Below are 18,566 nucleotides of genomic sequence, written 5' to 3' on the forward strand. Positions count from 1 at the left end.
CTTCAACGGGAATTTCACGCGGGGTGCGCTATAGTCGAACTCGGTTCACATCGGACGTCCCGGCGGAGCTGCCTTTTTTCAGACATGGTTACTGCATGCTCGAATTTTTCCAGATGGTGTTGCACATCGATCAGACGCTAGGCGTCTGGGTCGAACAGTATGGTTCCTGGGTTTACCTGGTTTTGTTTTTGATCATTTTTGCCGAGACCGGATTGGTGGTGTTGCCATTTCTGCCCGGCGATTCTTTGTTGTTTATCGCGGGCGCATTCGGTGCGACGGGCAGTTTGAATCCCGTGCTGCTGGGAGCCTTGCTGATTGTCGCGGCCGTGACCGGAAATACGGTCAATTACGCTGTCGGCCGTTATATCGGGCCGCGCGTTTTTACGATGAATGTCCGTTTTCTGGACCGGGCCGCGCTATTGCGTACCCACATGTTTTACGAAAAGCACGGTGGCAAGACCATCGTGATGTCGCGCTTTCTGCCGATCATCCGCACATTTGCACCGTTTGTCGCCGGAGTGGCGGAAATGAACGTGCTGCGGTTTCAGTTGTTCAACATCAGCGGGGCGATCTTGTGGGTCGCGAGCCTGATTACGGCGGGGTATTTCTTTGGCAATATCCCGTTGGTCAAAGAACACTTGAACACCATTGTGCTGCTGGGTTTGGCGGCAGCGATCGTGCCTATCATTCTGGCTGGCGTCATCAAACTGGTACGAGGACGGCGGCGTTCGGGGAATCGAGACCTGCGGCCCTGAAAAGGTCGGAAAATTTGGGGGCGAAGCCGGCGTTGCAGTCTATCGGCGCATTACTTTAGGAAGCCTCAAAGCACATCGGCCCGGGGACACCCGGGCCGATTGTCATTGCGTTGCGCGGCTTTAACTGGCGTCCGCAATATGCGCCAATGGCGGATTGGCGACGAAATACTGCTGAATGCCTGACATGATGGCTCGAGCCATTTTCTGCTGATGGCTGCTCGAGCGCAGGAGCTCTTCTTCGCGCGGATTGCTGATGAACGCGGTTTCGACCAGGATCGATGGAATATCCGGTGCTTTCAGCACGGCAAAGCCAGCCTGTTCAACCTGACGTTTATGCAGGCGATTGATTTTCTGGATCTCGTCCAGGAGCGCGGCGCCCAGGCGCAGTGAATCATTGATCTGCGCCGTGGTAGAGAGGTCTAGCAAGACCTTGGCGACTTGCTTGTCGTGGCTGCCTAGATTGACCCCGCCGATCAAGTCGGCCGCGTTTTCCTTGTCGGCCAGCCAGCGCGCCTGGGTGCTGGAGGCGCCGCGTTGCGACAACGCAAACACGGATGATCCATTGGCCGAGGGTTTGATCCAGGCGTCCGCGTGAATCGAGATAAAGAGATCTGCCCGTACCCGCCGTGCTTTTTGGACACGCACGTGCAGCGGCACAAAATAATCGTCGTCACGCGTCAGATAGGCGCGCATGTTGGGTTGATCGTCGATCAACGCTTTCAATTGCCGCGCGATACGCAGCACCACGTCTTTTTCGCGCAAGCCGCTCTTGCCAATGGCGCCTGGGTCTTCGCCGCCATGGCCCGGATCCAGTGCAATCGTCACCATGCGCTTGCGGCGCGAGGGGGTCGAGGGCGAGGGCAACGAGGGCTGGGGAATGACTGGCGCAGGCGCTGGGGTAGGCTGAGGCAGGGCAACCCGCGGGGGCGGCTCCTGTCCCTGGGCCTGCGGCGCTGGGGCCGGCACGGGCGCAGAGCCCCCTGGAGCGCCCGAGTTGCGCGAGATGTCTTCGAGGATGCGCGCCAACGGGTCGTCGACGTCGGGGCCGGCCTGTTTGTCCAGCACGGCCATCAACGGGTCTTGTGCGACCTTCGGATACAGATCGAGCACCAGGCGGTATTGGTAATCCGCCACGGGCTTGAGCGTGAACACCTGCGGCGCGATGGCCTGTTTCAGGTCGAACACCAGGCGCACGACACCGGGGCGGTTCTGCGCCACGCGCAGACTGCGGATATAGGGGTCGTCCGGGCGGACCTTGGAAATCAGCTGGTTCAGCTCGGCATTGGCCTGCAGGCCCTGGATGTCCACCACCAGGCGATGCGGATTTTCGAGGGTGAAGTGTTCCGCTTTGAGCTCGCTGTCGAGTTCCAGCGTCACGCGGGTGTATTCATCGGCAGGCCAGGTCCGTACCGCCAGGATGGTGGCGGCCTGAGCCAGACGCGGAATGACGGGCAGGACGAGCAGCGTCGTCGCCACGCTGATCAGGCGTCGGCGGCGGGCCCCGTTGGGGGACAGGGCATCTGGGGCGGAGGAGCAATCGCGTTCAACCATGTTTGTCCTCGTGCGGTAAAGGCAGTCAAAGTGACCACGCGGCCCGGGTCTGCATAAACCAGGGAAACCTGCATGTCGGGAGGCGGAAGTACCCCCTCGGCACGCTCGGGCCATTCGATCAGGACGACCGCGTCATCACGCAGTAAATCTCGAAATCCCGCATCCAGCCATTCGCGCGAATCGTTAAATCTATAAAAATCAAAGTGATAGAAGTATAAGTTAGAAACTTTATACGATTCAAGTAGCGCGTAGCTCGGACTTTTGATCCGGCCCTGAATGCCGCATTCCCGCAACAGTGCCCGGGTAAAGGCAGTTTTTCCCGCTCCTAATTCACCCTGCAGGTGGATACGTCCCCCTGGCGCGAGGCCGGTAGCACCGGTGATCAGCGGCGCAAATTGACGGGCCAGCGCGTCGGTGGCGGTTTCGTCGGGCAGAGTCAGGGTCAGGCTGCACAGCGGAGCGGACATGGCGGGGCTCGAGTGGTAAAACAGGTTGAACGTGTGCGAATTATAGAAAGCAGCCTGTCTGCTATGATCGGATTGAGTTTTATTCTTGTTTAGGCTTTATGCCTGCGCCCCATTTCGGACATTTTTTGCCCGGGACCGCCCCAAAGGCGCAGCGTGGATTTTTTTCCAGGAATTTTCACCCATGACTACCCGCATTGAAAAAGACACCTTCGGTCCCATCGAAGTCCCCTCCGACCATCTCTGGGGCGCGCAAACACAGCGGTCGCTGCATTTTTTTGCTATCTCGACCGAGCGCATGCCCGTGCCGCTGGTCGCTGCCATGGCGCGCCTGAAACGAGCGGCGGCCAAGGCGAATGCCGAATTGGGTGAGCTCGATCCCAAGATTGCCGACGCCATTGTGCGCGCCGCGGACGAAGTCATCGCCGGCAAATGGCCCGATGAGTTCCCCTTGTCGGTCTGGCAGACGGGCTCGGGTACGCAAAGCAATATGAATATGAACGAGGTGCTGGCCAACCGCGCCTCCGAGCTGCTGGGCGGGGTGCGCGGCGAAGAGCGTCTCGTGCATCCCAACGATCATGTCAATCGCGGCCAATCGTCCAACGATACCTTTCCGACCGCCATGCACGTGGCGGCGGCGGTACAGGTGGAAACCCATCTGCTGCCGGCCTTGAAAGCCCTGCGTGCAACGCTGGCTGAAAAGAGTGCGGCGTTTTACGACATCGTCAAAATCGGCCGCACCCATTTGCAGGATGCAACGCCGTTGACCCTGGGCCAGGAGCTGTCTGGCCATGTGGCCCAGTTGGACCTGTCGGAACAACAGATCCGCGCGACCTTGCCCGGCTTGCATCAGTTGGCTATCGGCGGCACCGCCGTGGGCACGGGCCTGAACGCGCATCCAGAGTTCAGCGCCAAGGTCAGCGCTGTGCTGGCGCACGATACGGGGTCGGCGTTTGTTTCGGCCCCCAACAAGTTCCAGGCCCTGGCGTCGCACGAGGCGCTGCTGTTCGCCCACGGCGCGCTGAAATCCCTGGCGGCCGGGTTGATGAAAATCGCCAACGACGTGCGTTGGCTGGCCAGCGGCCCGCGTTCGGGCCTCGGTGAAATCAGCATCCCGGAAAACGAGCCGGGCAGCTCGATCATGCCGGGCAAGGTCAATCCCACGCAGTGCGAAGCCATCACCATGCTGGGAGCCCAGGTTCTGGGCAACGACGTGGCCATCAACATCGGCGGCGCCAGCGGCAATTTCGAGCTGAACGTGTTCAAGCCATTGGTGATTCACAATTTCCTGCAGTCAGTGCGTCTGTTGGCTGACGGGATGGCCAGCTTTGATCAGCATTGTGCGGCGGGCATCGAGCCCAACCGCGAACGCATCGCCGAGCTGGTCGACCGCTCGCTGATGCTGGTGACGGCGCTGAATCCGCATATCGGCTACGACAAGGCCGCGCAAATTGCGAAAAAAGCCCACAAGGAAAATCTGTCGCTGAAAGAGTCCGCTCTGGCGCTGGGTTTTGTGACGGAAGCGCAATTCGCCGAGTGGGTAGTGCCGGCGAACATGACGAACGCCAAGCGTTAAAGACCGGCTTTCCGCGCGACGGGCTCTGGATACACGAACGTGTCCCGGGCTCGGCCGCGCAGGGGGATGATGCCGGACAATCGTATGTGGGCCGACAAACGAGGGGTGGGGCATTCAAATTCGGCGTTCCTGTGGAATCCGGCCTGCCCGCATCTTGGTCGACAGCAGTTCTGTATGGCCGTCAATAGCCGTAGATCATCAGCCACATCGGTAGCGTGACCACCGAAAACAACGTCCCCAGCGAAATGATCAGCGCGACCAGCCGGCCGTCGCCGCCCATGCGCATCGCCAGCACATAGGCTGCAGAGGCGGTGGGTAACGCCGCAAATAACAACAGCATGAGCGCTTGCTCACTGGGCAGGCCGAACAGTTTTACGGCCGTGAGAGCGGCCAATGGCAACAGCAGCAGTTTCACGGTCAAGGTCCACGCAATCAGCTTGCCGTGTTCCCGTCCGCCTTGCCAGGACAGGCTGGCGCCCACACACAGAATCCCGAGCGCCAGTGAGGCGGCGCCCAGCCGCGCCAACACCGTATCGACGGGGCCGGGCAATTGCAACCCGGCCAGGTTGCCGGCCAAGCCTAGCAGCGTGGCCATCAAGAGGGGATTGCGCAGCAACTCGCGCAACAGGCCTTTATTGCCGTGGCGAGCCAGGCCGTAGACGGCGGCCAGATTGGCCAGCGGTACGGCAAAACCGATGATCAGCGCCATCGTGGTCTGGCCGTGAGGACCGCCCAGGCTGGCCGACAGCGCCAGCCCGATATAAGTATTAAAGCGATAAGCGCACTGTGCGGACGAGGCCAGCGCCAGGGGCGGCGCCCGCAGGACTCGTCCGCCCGCCCAGGCCAGCACAAACCCTGTGAGTAACACGGCGACAGTTGCTTGCAGCAGCATCAGCGCGCTGCCGGCACTGATGGGAGTGCGCAGGATGGCTTGAAACAGCAACGCCGGAAACAAAATGAAATACACCAGGCGTTCAGTGCCCGCGAAAAACTCGCGATTAAAGCCCAGTTTGTGACGCAAGACCCAACCCAGGGCGACCAGCAAAAAATCAGGCAAAACCAGCAGTGCGACCGACATAACAATCCGGGATGGTTTGGCAATTATTGTATTTATGGACTACTCGGGCAGGCCGATTTGCTGCTATTCTCCCCGAATTCGACGAAGATGCAATTTAAAGTCGTATATATTTCGCACAGTTTTTGGCTATTTACACAGTGAGTTGTTTACAGCGATCGGCTTATCGGCGGTTCGCTGAAACCTGCACTAGTGGCTCTCAGACAGGGAGCCTCGCACACGGAGGAATCACAATAATGAAGATCAACGCTCGTATCCTGGCGACTGCTATCGCAATGGCTACCGGATTGGCTGCCACGTCGGCTGCTGTTGCTGCGGATGCCTATCCTAGCAAACCGATTCGCGTGATCGTGCCGTTTGCCCCGGGTGGCTCGACCGATATCATTGCGCGTCTGGTGACGCAACGCATGGCCCAGGAATTGGGTCAGCCTCTGGTTGTCGAAAACAAGGGTGGCGCGGGCGGCGCAATTGGCGCTGCTGAGGCTGCTCGTGCGGCCCCGGACGGCTATGTGCTGTCGATCGCGACTGTGTCCACGATGGCAGTGAACTCGGCTTGCCGTCCCAATGATCTGCCCTACGATCCGATCAAGGACTTCCAGCCCATCACCAATTTCGCCAACACCGCCAACGTGGTGTCGGTGAACCCCAAATTCCCGGCCAAGGACTTCAAGGGTTTCCTGGAAGAACTGAAAAAGAACCCCGGCAAGTACTCGTATGGCAGCTCGGGCACCTGCGGCGTGCTGCACTTGATGGGTGAGTCCTTCAAGGACGCGACCGGCACGGATATCGTGCACGTTCCCTACAAGGGTTCGGGCCCGGCTGTGGCCGACGCCGTTGGCGGTCAGATCGAAATCATTTTCGACAACCTGCCGTCGTCCATGGGACAAATCCAGGCAGGCGGTCTGCGCGCCATGGCCGTTGCATGGCCCGAGCGCCTGAAGTCCTTGCCGGATGTTCCTACGTTCAAGGAAGCCGGTTTCCCGCAAGTGAACCAGCCCGTTTGGTATGGCTTGCTGGCGCCCGCCGGCACCCCGATGGAAATCGTGAACAAGCTGCGTGACGCCGCAGTGGTGGCCCTGAAAGATCCGAAGGTCATCGATGTCCTCGCTCAACAAGGCTCGGCACCGTCGGGCAACACGCCGGAAGAGTTCTCCAAAGAAATCCAAGAGCAATACGACTGGGCGAAAGATATCGTCAAGAAGAGCAACATCAAGCTCGACTAAATCGTTCTACGGGAGGCAGGCTACAGGCCTGTCTTCGTGAGGGATGAATAGGCGCTCCATTTGGGGCGCCTATTTTTTTAAAGGTGTCAGGTCCTGTAGATGGGGGGGCGAGGGTGGCGTGGTGCTTGTTTGGAAGATCTGCTTGTCTATGAGAAATTGTTGATCGAGAGATCTTCTGTTTGCCACCGATCCCAAAGCCCTCGCATGCCGATCACGAACGCTATTCATTGGCGCGCCCGTAGGCGCCAATGAATAGCCGCCCTGCAAGATCTTCGTCTTTGCAGAAATCATCACCTACGAAGCCTACGTAGACCACCCGTGCCAGCGACGAGGGAATCAGAGATGCTGTGAGTCGAAGCGGGGCAGTGACCGTGTTGGCGCGCCTCGGAGTCGAGCGAGGGAAACCGAAGGAGCGTAGCGACGAGGTTGACGAAGCGGTGTCGGCCGCGCAGGCGGCCGACCGACTCCGTGAAGCGCCAACACGGTCACTGCCCCGCTTCGACGTTCAATAGCACTCATCTCTCCGCTCCTGGACCGTAACAACAGCGATAGCAATACGCCACCGTGCTACTCGGTTTTATGGATATGATGGATCGGCCTGCGCCAGCGTCTCGCAGGCCTGGCTCAGTTGCTCAATGAATTCGCGATGCAGGTTGGACAAGGGATCCTGCGTGCGCGTCAGAATGCTGAGGGGTACTTTCAGCGGGGGATCCAGCCGGCGCACCACCATGCCGGGGCGCAGCATGGCTCGCACGGTGATGGCATCGACGATGGCTTCGCCACAACCTGCCTCGGCCAGGGCGCAGGCCACATAGTGAGTTTGCACCTGAATCGCCACGTCGGGATCCAGGCCCTGAGCGTCCAGGGCCATTTGCAGCAGCGCGCCCGACGCATCGCGCGAGTCCAGCACAATCAAGGTGTCGTCGACCAGATCGGACAAGCGCGTCGTTTTGCTGCCGTTCGACTTGCGGCCCAGATGCACCAATTCGGTATGGCCCAGCGGTGCGCGGGTCAGTCCCGCGTAGTCTTGCATATCGAACGTCACAGCCAGATCGAGCTCGCGGCTCAGCAGCCCCTGGACCAGCTCGGCGCTGTGATAAGTATGAATGTCGAACGTGATGCCCGGCTGTTTATCGCGGCTGGCGCGGACTACCTGCGGCAGCAGGCCTAGCCCCAATGCGGGCGCGCAGCCCAGGCGGATGTGGCCATGCGGGCGCTCTCGCAGGCTCGCCGCCAGTCGGCGTACGCTATTGAGGTCTTGGTTGAGCCGGGTGACCTCAGGGCTCAGGATCTCGGCCTCGCGCGTGGCGACCAGCCGGCCTTTGACGCGCTCGAATAGCTTGAATCCCAGTTGCACCTCGGCATGCGCGAGCAGTTTGCTGGCTGCCGGCTGAGAAATATGCAGCGCCGCGGCCGCCTCGGTCAGCGAACCCGTGCGGCGTATAGCCTCGAAAATCTCGATGTGTCGAAGGCGCATGGCAAAAGGCAGAGCGAAAACGCCCCATTCTATTGCGATAATGTGCACGACGGGGCGCGTGGTCCGGTGTTTGTGACTCGATGTGGTGGTTCGGTGATGCTTTAGTCAAAATGCCCCGGGGCGATCGCCGCGCATCGCAAGTGACACACCTGCCGCAACGATGGGCTGGGGAGAGACCTTGATGTCGATAAGAAAAAGCATCCTGGCGGGATGCATCGCCGCCTTGTCGAGCACTGCCATGGCGCAGGTCGCCATCGACACCCACGAAAATCTGAATCCCGAGATCGCCTCAGGCTATACGACTCGGCAGGCCGTCAAAGGTCAGGACCTCATGGTGGCGACGGCCAATCCGCTGGCGACACAAGCGGGATACCGCATCCTGCAGGCAGGCGGCAGCGCCGTCGATGCGGCTATCGCGGCGCAACTGGTGCTGGGCCTGACCGAGCCGCAATCCTCGGGCATCGGCGGGGGCGGTTTTCTGGTCCACTATGCCGCCGCGAATCAGCAACTGCGCGTCTACGACAGCCGGGAAACCGCCCCTGCCGCTGCGCGCCCCGATCGATTCCTGCGTGACGGGAAACCGCTGCCGTTCGCCCAGGCCGTCAACAATGGCCGATCCGTCGGCACGCCGGGCCTGTTGCGGGGCCTGGAGCTCGCGCATCGGCAACAGGGAAAGCTGCCATGGCGTTCGCTATTCCAACCTGCCATTGAGCTGGCGACGCAAGGTTTCGCAGTCTCTCCCCGATTGCACGCGCAGATCGTGCAGTCGCGCGACGCATTGGCGGCGCAGCCTGCCGCCGCCCGCTATTTTCTGGATGCGGAGGGCAAACCCTGGCCTGTAGGGCACGTGTTGAAGAATCCCGACTATGCCGCCGTCTTGAGCCGTGTTGCCGACAAAGGGCCCGATACGTTCTATCACGGAGATATCGCGCGCGACATCGTGGCTGCCGTTCGTGGCCATGCGAGTCCGGGCGATCTGAGCGTGGCTGATCTGGCGGGCTATCGTGCGCGAGTCCGCGAACCCGTGTGCGGCAACTATCGGGAATATCGTTTGTGCGGTGCGCCGCCGCCCAGCAGCGGCCCATTGGCTGTGCTGCAGATGCTGGGCATCTTGCAGCACTTTCCCATGGACCAGCTGGGGCCGAACAGCGTGCAGGCCGTTCATTATTTCGCCGAAGCGGGACGCCTGGCCTATGCGGATCGAGGTTTTTATGTCGGCGATCCGGAGTTTGTGAGGGTGCCTGTGCAGGCCATGTTGAATCCGGCGTACCTGTCCGAACGCGCCGCATTGGTTCATCTCGATCGCAGCATGGGAACCGCATTGCCGGGGGATCCTGCGAAGCTGCTGTCGCAGCGCGCGCCCGATGATGCTTTGGAGCTGCCATCGACGACCCACGTTGTTGTCGTGGACGGGCAGGGCAACGTGCTGTCGATGACTAACACCATAGAGTCTGCGTTTGGCAGCAAGATCTTCGTCAGAGGTTTCTTGCTGAACAACGAACTGACCGATTTCTCGATGTCATTTCAAGACCCCGAGGGCCGGTTGGTGGCCAATCGTGTACAGCCGGGCAAACGGCCACGCAGTTCCATGGCGCCGATGATTGTGTTTCGCGATGGTCAGCCGTATATGGCGGTAGGCTCGCCAGGAGGCAGTGCCATCATCAACTACGTGGCCAAGACCTTGGTGGGCGTGTTGGATTGGAATCTCGATATACAACAAGCGATTGCTTTACCCAACATGGGCAGCCGCAATCAGGCGACCGAGCTCGAGCAAGGAACCGCGTTGGCGGACATGGCGCCGCTGCTGCGAGGCAAGGGCCATGAGGTCAAGCTGCTGGAGTTTCCCAGCGGTATTCAGGGGATCGTGATCGGCCATGGTGCCTTGACCGGTGGCGCTGATCCCCGGCGTGAAGGGCTGGTACTGGGCGGGAAAAAGTGATGTTGAAGTACGGGCGCCGTGGTTCGCCATTGCCTCAGGCAGACGCCGCAGCACCCGTATTCGCGCTATCAATGATTATGCCGTGGCATGCGTTGTGCAATTTGACGGAATTGCAGTGTGTCTTCCAGCACAGCCCCCTCGGCCAATGAGCCGACTCCGCGGCGATAAATCATCTGCCAGGGCGTGGCGTCAGGAGGCACGGCGGGGATGCCGTCGGTTTGTTTACGGCGGGCGATTTCGGCATCATCCACCAGGGCATCACAGAGCCCTTGGTTCAAATCGATGCGTATCTTGTCGCCTGTGCGCAGCCACGATAGTCCGCCTCCAGCCGCGCTTTCGGGCGATGCGTTCAAAATGGATGGACTGTCGGCCGTGCCTGATTGCCGCCCGTCGCCCAGGGTGGGCAAGCTGGAGACGCCCGCGCGCAGCAAGGCGTCTGGCGGCTGCATATTGACGACCTCGGCCGAGCCTGGCCAGCCTATGGGACCGGCGCCGCGGATCACCAGGATGCAGCGTTCGTCGATATTCAGCGCCGGGTCGTTGATGCGGCGGTGATAATCCTCGGATCCATCGAACACAATCGCGCGGCATTCAAAAATGCCTTCGCTGCCGGGCTCGCTCAAATAGCGTTGCCGGAATTCTTCCGAGATCACGCTGGTTTTCATGATCGCGAAATCAAACAGATTGCCCTTGAGCACCATGAATCCGGCGCGCTCTTTTAGTGGCGTGGCATAGGGATAGATGACTTCGCGATCCTTGCTTTCACGGCCTTGCAGGTTTTCACGCACAGTCTTGCCCGTGACGGTAGGGCAATCGCCGTCCAGTTGGCCTTGCTGCAGCAGCTCCCACATGACGGCGGGCACGCCGCCTGCGCGATGAAAGCGTTCGCTCAAGTATTGGCCGGCAGGCTGCACGTTGGCCAACAGCGGCACGTCGTAACCCTCGCGCTGCCAGTCGTCCAGCGGCAGTTCCACACCTGCATGGCGCGCCATTGCCATCAAGTGCGGTTGGGCATTGGTGGACCCGCCCAGGGCGGTGTTCACCCGGATGGCGTTCAAAAAGGCGGCGCGGGTCATGATGTCGGATGGCTTGATGTCATCCAGCACCAGCTCCACTGCCCGGCGGCCCGTGCGATAGGCCATCTGGCCGCGTTCGCGATAGGCGGCCGGAATCGCCGCACAGCCGGTCAACGACATGCCTAGCACCTCGGCCATGGCGTTCATGGTCGAGGCCGTGCCCATGGTGTTGCAATGGCCCACCGAGGGGGCAGAGTCCAATGCGGCCTGCATGAATTCTTCTTCGTTGATTTGTCCGGCGGCGAGTTTGCGGCGCGAGCGCCAGATGACCGTGCCGGAGCCTACCAATTCATTCTCGTGCCAGCCGTCGAGCATAGGGCCGCCGGACAGCACAATGGCAGGAATGTCGACCGTGGACGCGGCCATCAAGGCAGAGGGTGTGCTCTTGTCGCAACCGGTCATGAGCACCACGCCATCGATGGGATAGCCGTACAGGATTTCCACCAGGCCCAGATAAGCGAGGTTGCGATCCAGCGCTGCGGTGGGGCGCTTGCAGTTTTCGAACAAAGGATGCGTCGGGAATTCGATAGGGATGCCGCCCGCATCGCGAACGCCATCTCGTACCCGCTTGACCAGTTCCACATGCACGCGATTGCAGGGCACCAGATCGCTGCCGCTTTGCGCAATGCCGATGATGGGTTTGCCGGAGCGCAGTTCTTCCGGTGTGATGCCGTAATTCATGAAGCGCTCTAGATACAGCGCAGTCATGTCGATGTGATCGGGATTGTCGAACCAGTCTAGTGAACGCAGTCGTTTGACGGGTTTTTTACTGTTGTTCATGTCTACTCCGGGTCAGCCCAGCTTGCCGCCGAGCTCGTCGTCGATATGGGCGCGAATGATCTCGTCGAACGAGGACTCCGCCGTAAAGCCGAGTTCGCGCGCCCGGGTGGCGGCGAATCCAGGCGCCCAGCCTTGGACCATTTGCGTGATCATCGCGTCGGGCTCGCGCCGAATCAGGGCCACGGCCTTGTCACCGGCCACGCGGCGCAATGCCTCGATCTGCTCGCCGACGGTGGCGCTGACACCGGGCATATTCAGATTGCGCCGTGGTCCCACATGTTGCAAGTCCAGCGTGGCGGCATGGCGCAGGAATCCCACGGCCGAGCGCGGCGAAGCATGCCAATGCCGCACATCCTCGGGAACGGGCAGCACCGCCTCCTGGCCGACCAGGGGCTCGCGCAAAATGCTGGAAAAAAAGCCCGATGCCGCCTTGTTGGGCTTGCCCGGGCGTACGCACAGGGTCGGCAGGCGTATCCCTATCCCATCGAAAAAACCGCGCCGCGTGTAGTCCGACAGCAACAGTTCGCTGATGGCTTTTTGCGTGCCATAGCTCGTCAATGGCGTATGGTGAAAATCGTCGGGGATAGGGTAGGGCAACGGCGCGCCATACACGGCAATCGACGAAGCGAACACGACGCGGGGCTTATAGCCGTCGGCTGCCGATTGCACACGTATCGCGTCAAACAGATAGCGGGTGCCATCCAGGTTGATACGGTAGCCCTTGTCGAAATCCAGCTCGGCCTCGCCCGACACAATCGCGGCCAGATGCACAATCAGATCGGGCCGGGCGGCGACGAGCGTCTCGGCCTGGCCCGGCTCGGATAGGTCCACGGCCTGACAATCGACCTGCCCTTGGAACCCCGCAGGCGCCTCTGGCGGCACCACGTCCCATAACGTCAGTCGGTCCACATTGTGTTCGCCCAACACGGGGCCGCGCGCCAACGATTCCGTCAATTTCCGGCCAACCATCCCGGCCGCGCCAATGATGGCGATATGCATAGCAGTCTCCTCCGGGCGTCCTATGGCCCGATATTTTTGTTGAGGGCTAGGGTTGATCTCTAGTAGGCATAACATGCACTTCCAGGTAATCTGATGACCTATTATAGGGTTGTCTGACAGGCTGACTACTGGTAAAAACCAGTCCAACGAAAAAAATCTGGAGACTCGAATGACATCGTCGGGCATTGCCCCTGTCGCTGACTTGCAAGCCGCCTTGGTGCACAGGCTGGGAGCTGCGTCGGTGATTACCGATCCCACGGATCAGGCGCGCTATTGCCGCGACTGGCATGGCGATGTGATCTCGGGGGCGGTCGCGGTACTACGTCCCGATTCCACGCAGGCCGTGGCACAGGCGATACGCGTATGTGCCGAATTAGGCCTGGCTGTCGTCCCGCAAGGGGGCAATACGGGCCTGGTACTCGGCGCTACGCCCGACGATCCTCAGCATCAGGTCGTGTTGACCCTGGAACGCATGAACCGGGTGCGCAGCATGGACCCGGGCGATTTTTCCGCGGTGGTCGAGGCGGGCTGCGTCCTGCAACAGATCCAGGAGGCCGCCGAGGATGCCGATATGTTCCTCGGACTGTCGCTGGGCGCGGAGGGCAGTTGCCAGATTGGCGGCAATATCAGTACGAATGCCGGCGGCATCAATGTACTGCGCTATGGCATGGCCCGCGAGCAAGTGTTGGGGCTGGAGGTGGTGCTGCCTGACGGCACGATCCTGGATGCTTTGGGGACGTTACGTAAAGACAATCGCGGCATCGACGTCAAGCAATTGTTCATCGGCGCCGAGGGCATCCTGGGCGTGGTCACGGCGGTGTCATTGAAACTGCATCCTCGTCCCGAGCAGGTCGAGACTGCCTTGTTGGGCGTGGACTCCCTGCATACGGCCATTGAGTTATACCGTCGTGCACGGCGTGATTGCTGCGATCTGATGACCGCTTTCGAGTTCATGCCGCCATCGGCATTCATGCTGGCGCGCGAGGCGATTCCCAGCCTGACTCTGCCGATCGCGATGGACCATCCCGGCTATGTGCTGATGGAGCTCTCGGGTTCGGGCCTGGTCGATATGCGCGACTTGCTGGACCGTTTTCTGGAAAACGTCATGGCCGATGAGTTGGTGCGTGATGGTGTCGTGGCCGCCTCGCGGGCACAGGCGGCCAATCTCTGGAAATTCCGCGAAGCCATGAACGAGGGGCAGGCGCAGCGCGGCGCGCATTTGCGTACCGATGTGTCGGTGTCGCTGTCCCAATTGTCGAATTTTGTAGAGCAGGCCGAGACGCGGCTGCGAGCCGAATTCCCCGATTGCCTGACGCTGTCGTATGGTCACGTGGGCGACGGCAACGTGCATATCAATGTGATTCCGCCGGCTTCGGCGGACGCCGTCGAGCGCGATCGCGTGATTCATGATGCCAAGGACTGCATCAATGCCGTGATTGACGATTTTCGCGGCAGTATCAGTGCCGAGCATGGCATCGGCCGTTTGAAACGCCCCGAGTTCGAGGCGCGTATCAGCGAACCGCGCCGCCAGCTGTTGACGGCCATCAAGCGGGCGATTGATCCGGACGGCAGGCTTAATCCCAATTGCCAAATACGGAGCGATGCGTGATGTGCGCTGACACGATAACGCAGGAACACAATGGTTAATTTCGGACAGATCCAGCGCCTGGAGCATTTGCCTGCCAAAGTCGCTGCCACCATAGGACAGGAAATCTCGTCGGGCCGCCTCAAGGCCGGCGAGAAACTGCCTACGGAACACGAGTTGGCCAAGACGTTTGGCGTGAGCCGCTCGGTCGTGCGCGAGGCCATCGCGCAATTGCGCAACGAAGGTCTGCTCGATACGCGGCAAGGCGTCGGCGCTTTTGTACTGGAGCCGCAGCGTCGGCCCGTCATTCGCATCGATAGTACGGATCTGTCCAATCCCGAGAGCTTTCGCAGCCTCTTTCAACTGCGCGTGCCGTTGGAGGTCGAGGCGGCGGGGTTGGCTGCCCTGCATCACACTGCCGAGGATCTGGAACGTCTGGATGAGGCGTTGGAGATCATGCGCGGCATGGACACGCGCTGGACGTCCGAGGGGGTTGCTGCGGACCTGGAGTTTCATTGCGCCTTGGCCGATGGCACGCATAACGAGTATTACTCGATGTTCGTGGGGTTCATCGGCGAAAAAATCACCAACACGATTGCGGTGGCGCGTGCGCGTGCCGAGCTCGAACAGATTGTGCAGATCACCGTTGCCGAGCACACAGCAGTGCGCGATGCGATCGCGTCGCGCGACATGATGCAGGCTCGCGCCGCCATGCGAACCCACATTCTGGGGGCCGCCGCGCGCCTGGATCTGCAACTGGAAAGCCCCACAGGCGATAGGGCGAGAGATCGTGGCGCGGTGACCTGATATCTAGGCCGGACGCATCGCCCGCAATAGTTTCATTTCGAACGACAACCGTATTCGCGCGACATGTGCGACCAGGAGACCCGAATGACCGTGCCCAGCGCATCCTCAGGCACCCCCATCGAACGAGGCCACGCCGCAGCACAACGTGCGCGGCTGAGCGCAGCGGATATTTTGCCCCGTGACGTTGATCAGGCCCGTTTGGTCGGCCGCGTCTGGTCCAAAAAAATGGGCGGCCCATGCCCAGTGTTTTTGCGCCAAGGCCAGCTCTATGACGCCAGCAGTGTGGCATGCACACTATCCGCGTTGCTCGATCGTTCTGACCTGCTGACGCAGTTTGACCAGAACCAGGATTTGCCTGTGTTGGGAAGCGTGCAGGATTTTCTGGATGGTTCAGCGGGTGAATTGCTGGCGCCGCTGGATCTGCAAGCCGTCAAGGCCGCAGGTGTGACGTTTGCCGATAGCATGCTGGAGCGCGTGATCGAAGAGCAAGCCAAAGGCGACCCCTCTCAGGCGCAGGCTATCCGTGCCAAACTGGCGCCCGTGCTGGGCGACAACCTGCGCGGCCTCGTGGCAGGTTCAGAACAGGCCCAACAGGTCAAAGCCCTGCTGCAGGATATGGGGCTCTGGTCGCAGTATCTCGAGGTGGGCATCGGTCCGGACGCGGAAATCTTTACCAAGGCGCAGCCCATGTCCTCCGTGGGGTGCGGCGCGACGATTGGTATTCATCCGGGCTCGCATTGGAACAACCCCGAGCCCGAAGTCGTATTGGCAATCGCCTCTGATGGCCGTATCGTCGGCGCGACGCTGGGCAATGATGTCAATTTGCGCGACTTCGAGGGACGATCGGCATTGCTGTTGAGCAAGGCCAAGGACAACAACGCGTCTTGCGCGATCGGTCCGTTTATTCGCCTGCTGGATGACGATTTCACACTGACGTCGCTGGGGCAGCTGGAGGTCTCTCTGGATGTGCAAGGCTCCGACGGCTTTCGCATGCAAGGCATCAGTGCCATGTCCTCCATCAGCCGCTCACCGCGCGATCTGGCAGATCAGTTGTTGAATCGTTGCCATCAATATCCCGACGGCGCCGTGTTGTTCCTGGGCACCATGTTTGCGCCGACCAAAGACCGACGCGGCGAGGGGCAGGGCTTTACGCATGAGGTGGGTGACCGCGTCAGCATCTCGACGCCTGCGTTGGGACAGTTGGTCAACTGGGTCGATACGTCCGACGCTTGCCCGGAATGGACATTTGGCGTGGGTGCATTGATGCGCAACCTGGCAGAACGAGGATTGTTGACACCCAAGGCATAGAAAGTCCGGTGGGCCGTGGCCCGCCACAGCATTGCTCTGCATCACGACCAATAACGCATCGCGCGCGCCTGATGGCGTAGCGCGATCATCAAGGAGACAGGTATGCAACGAGTTACTGAACTGTTTTACAAATTTCTGGGCCTCATCATGGTCCTGTTGCTGGCTGCCATGGTGGTCATGGTATTTGGCAACGTGCTGCTGCGCTACGGATTCAATTCCGGAATCGTGGTGTCCGAGGAACTGTCGCGGTACTGCTTTGTCTGGCTGACCTTTGTGGGAGCCGTGCTGACATTTCGCGAGCATTCGCATATGGGCATCGAAAGCCTGGTACAGCGTTTCGAGCGGCGCGGCCGCCTGATCTGCATGGCGCTGAGCAACATCATCATCATGGGCAGTTCCGCGGTCTTTTTCTGGGGCGCGGTCATGCAGTTCGATATCAACGCCACCATGTTCGCGCCCGTCACAGGGCTGTCGCTAGCCTGGGTCTATGGCATCGGACTGTTCACTGGCGCTGCGTGCTTCTTGATCTCGGCATTGAGATTGATACAGGTATTGATAGGCAGGATCAGTGACGAAGAAATTGCGCGCTTTGTCGGTGAAGACGGCCAGATTGCGGAGGTGGTCTGATGACGTTGCTGATCTTTGTAGGTTCGCTATTGGGTGCCATGGCAGTAGGCGTGCCGATCGCCTTTGCCCTGATTTTCTGCGGCATCGCGTTGATGTGGCACATGGACATGTTCAACGCACAGATCGTGGCGCAGAACATGGTCACGGGCGCGGACGCGTTTACCCTGCTGGCGATTCCCTTTTTCCTGCTGGCTGGCGAGTTGATGAATGCCGGCGGCCTGTCGCGCCGCATCATTGATTTTGCATTGGCCTGCGTAGGTCACATCAAGGGCGGCCTGGGCATCGTGGCCATTCTGGCGGCGGTCATCATGGCCAGCTTGTCGGGTTCGGCGGCAGCGGACACGGCGGCGTTGGCGTCCATCCTCATCCCCATGATGCGCGAGGCTGGCTATAACGTTCCTCGTTCCGCTGGCTTGATGGCGTCGGGGGGCATTATTGCTCCCGTGATTCCGCCGTCGATGGCGTTCATCGTGTTTGGCGTGGCTGCCAATGTGTCGATTTCCAAATTGTTCATGGCCGGCATTGCGCCGGGGCTCATGATGGGATTGACGCTGGTGGGCACCTGGCTGTGGCTGGTACGCAAATCCGACATCAAACCCTTGCCCAAGCAAAGCATGAAACAACGCTTGCAGGCGACGGGGCGCGGCGCATGGGCACTGGGCATGCCGGTGATCATTCTGGGCGGCATCCGGATGGGGGTTGTCACGCCGACCGAGGCTGCGGTGGTGGCGGCCGTCTATGCCTGGTTCGTGGGCACATTCGTCTACCGCGAACTGAAGCTTTCCCATCTGTACGAAGTGTTCCTGAAGTCGGGCAAGACGACGGCAGTGGTGATGTTCCTCGTAGCCGCCGCCATGGTGTCAGCCTGGTTGATTACCGCCGCGGACATCCCGGGTGAGGTTACCGCGTTGATCGAACCTTTGATCGACCAGCCCAAGCTGCTGATGTTCGTGATCATGGTTCTGGTGATGATTGTCGGCACCGCGCTGGACCTGACGCCCACGATCCTGATCATGACGCCAGTGCTGATGCCCGTCGTAAAGCTGGCTGGCATCGATCCCGTGTATTTCGGCGTCATGTTCATCATGAACAACTGCATCGGCTTGTTGACGCCGCCGGTTGGCGTGGTGTTGAACGTGGTCAGCGGCGTGGCACGTGTGCCCTTGGGACGCGTGGTCTGGGGCGTGATGCCATTCCTCTTGGCCTATTCAGTTTTGCTGGTGCTGTTCGTGATATTCCCGGAACTGATTACCGTGCCCATGCACTGGTTGTTCTAGTTCCAGGTGTTGAGTTCGCCGTGACGACACGTTACGGCCAGACGTAC

Annotated in this window: 15 protein-coding genes; 9 read left to right on the plus strand and 6 right to left on the minus strand. The window is 60.4% G+C overall.

What is annotated here, in order from left to right; translation table 11 throughout:
* Positions 1-95: 95 nt before the first annotated feature.
* The gene (locus ACYVI2_RS12340; protein WP_415822508.1) at positions 96-755 is read left to right on the plus strand and encodes a VTT domain-containing protein; all 660 of its coding nucleotides are present in this window, start codon (positions 96-98) and stop codon (positions 753-755) included.
* A gap of 120 nt (positions 756-875) precedes the next feature.
* Here the strand turns inward: ACYVI2_RS12340 and ACYVI2_RS12345 are convergent, their stop codons facing one another.
* Together ACYVI2_RS12345 and tsaE are read right to left on the minus strand one after the other, a co-directional pair.
* Positions 876-2,306, minus strand: coding sequence for an N-acetylmuramoyl-L-alanine amidase (locus ACYVI2_RS12345; protein WP_415822510.1), 1,431 nt, complete (start codon positions 2,304-2,306; stop codon positions 876-878).
* Entirely contained in the window at positions 2,237-2,773 is a 537-nt protein-coding gene (gene tsaE, locus ACYVI2_RS12350) for a tRNA (adenosine(37)-N6)-threonylcarbamoyltransferase complex ATPase subunit type 1 TsaE (RefSeq protein ID WP_415822511.1), read from the minus strand. The genes ACYVI2_RS12345 and tsaE overlap by 70 nt, the downstream gene beginning before the upstream one ends.
* Positions 2,774-2,954: 181 nt before the next feature.
* On the opposite strand from tsaE, the gene fumC reads away from it, so the two are divergent.
* Positions 2,955-4,346, plus strand: a complete 1,392-nt coding sequence (gene fumC / locus ACYVI2_RS12355) for a class II fumarate hydratase (protein WP_415806666.1) — start codon at positions 2,955-2,957, stop codon at positions 4,344-4,346.
* Between the two features lie 181 nt (positions 4,347-4,527).
* Here fumC and ACYVI2_RS12360 read toward each other — a convergent pair whose 3' ends face one another.
* Positions 4,528-5,424 carry an AEC family transporter gene (locus ACYVI2_RS12360; protein ID WP_415822512.1) on the minus strand — a complete coding sequence of 299 codons (897 nt, stop codon included), beginning with the start codon at positions 5,422-5,424 and terminating at the stop codon, positions 4,528-4,530.
* A gap of 233 nt (positions 5,425-5,657) precedes the next feature.
* Here ACYVI2_RS12360 and ACYVI2_RS12365 point away from each other — a divergent pair, with 233 nt between their 5' ends.
* The gene (locus tag ACYVI2_RS12365) at positions 5,658-6,644 is read left to right on the plus strand and encodes a tripartite tricarboxylate transporter substrate binding protein BugE (RefSeq protein WP_415822513.1); all 987 of its coding nucleotides are present in this window, start codon (positions 5,658-5,660) and stop codon (positions 6,642-6,644) included.
* A gap of 577 nt (positions 6,645-7,221) precedes the next feature.
* Here ACYVI2_RS12365 and ACYVI2_RS12370 read toward each other — a convergent pair.
* Positions 7,222-8,121: a LysR family transcriptional regulator gene (locus tag ACYVI2_RS12370; protein WP_415820196.1), complete on the minus strand. Its 900-nt coding sequence runs from the start codon at positions 8,119-8,121 to the stop codon at positions 7,222-7,224.
* Between the two features lie 181 nt (positions 8,122-8,302).
* Here ACYVI2_RS12370 and ggt point away from each other — a divergent pair, with 181 nt between their 5' ends.
* Positions 8,303-10,060: a gamma-glutamyltransferase gene (ggt, locus tag ACYVI2_RS12375; protein WP_415820195.1), complete on the plus strand. Its 1,758-nt coding sequence runs from the start codon at positions 8,303-8,305 to the stop codon at positions 10,058-10,060.
* A gap of 68 nt (positions 10,061-10,128) precedes the next feature.
* Here the strand turns inward: ggt and ACYVI2_RS12380 are convergent, their stop codons facing one another.
* On the minus strand, positions 10,129-11,916 hold the full coding sequence (locus tag ACYVI2_RS12380; RefSeq protein WP_415820194.1) for an IlvD/Edd family dehydratase: 1,788 nt from the start codon (positions 11,914-11,916) through the stop codon (positions 10,129-10,131).
* A 12-nt stretch (positions 11,917-11,928) separates the two neighbouring features.
* On the minus strand, positions 11,929-12,915 hold the full coding sequence (gene denD, locus ACYVI2_RS12385) for a D-erythronate dehydrogenase (protein WP_415820193.1): 987 nt from the start codon (positions 12,913-12,915) through the stop codon (positions 11,929-11,931).
* Between the two features lie 169 nt (positions 12,916-13,084).
* Between denD and ACYVI2_RS12390 the strand changes: the two genes are divergently transcribed.
* From ACYVI2_RS12390 to ACYVI2_RS12410, 5 genes are all read left to right on the plus strand, one after another.
* The gene (locus tag ACYVI2_RS12390) at positions 13,085-14,524 is read left to right on the plus strand and encodes an FAD-binding oxidoreductase (RefSeq protein WP_415820192.1); all 1,440 of its coding nucleotides are present in this window, start codon (positions 13,085-13,087) and stop codon (positions 14,522-14,524) included.
* Positions 14,525-14,554: 30 nt separating this feature from the next.
* A complete protein-coding gene (locus ACYVI2_RS12395) occupies positions 14,555-15,307 on the plus strand; it encodes a FadR/GntR family transcriptional regulator (RefSeq protein WP_415820191.1) in 753 nt (250 codons plus the stop codon).
* A gap of 84 nt (positions 15,308-15,391) precedes the next feature.
* Positions 15,392-16,615 carry a fumarylacetoacetate hydrolase family protein gene (locus tag ACYVI2_RS12400; RefSeq protein ID WP_415820190.1) on the plus strand — a complete coding sequence of 408 codons (1,224 nt, stop codon included), beginning with the start codon at positions 15,392-15,394 and terminating at the stop codon, positions 16,613-16,615.
* Between the two features lie 102 nt (positions 16,616-16,717).
* Complete coding sequence (locus ACYVI2_RS12405) at positions 16,718-17,242, plus strand: TRAP transporter small permease (protein WP_415820189.1); 525 nt, start codon at positions 16,718-16,720, stop codon at positions 17,240-17,242.
* Positions 17,242-18,519 carry a TRAP transporter large permease subunit gene (locus ACYVI2_RS12410; protein WP_415820188.1) on the plus strand — a complete coding sequence of 426 codons (1,278 nt, stop codon included), beginning with the start codon at positions 17,242-17,244 and terminating at the stop codon, positions 18,517-18,519. The genes ACYVI2_RS12405 and ACYVI2_RS12410 overlap by 1 nt, the downstream gene beginning before the upstream one ends.
* The last annotated feature ends 47 nt before the right edge of the window (positions 18,520-18,566 follow it).

Source organism: Bordetella tumbae (assembly GCF_054780995.1).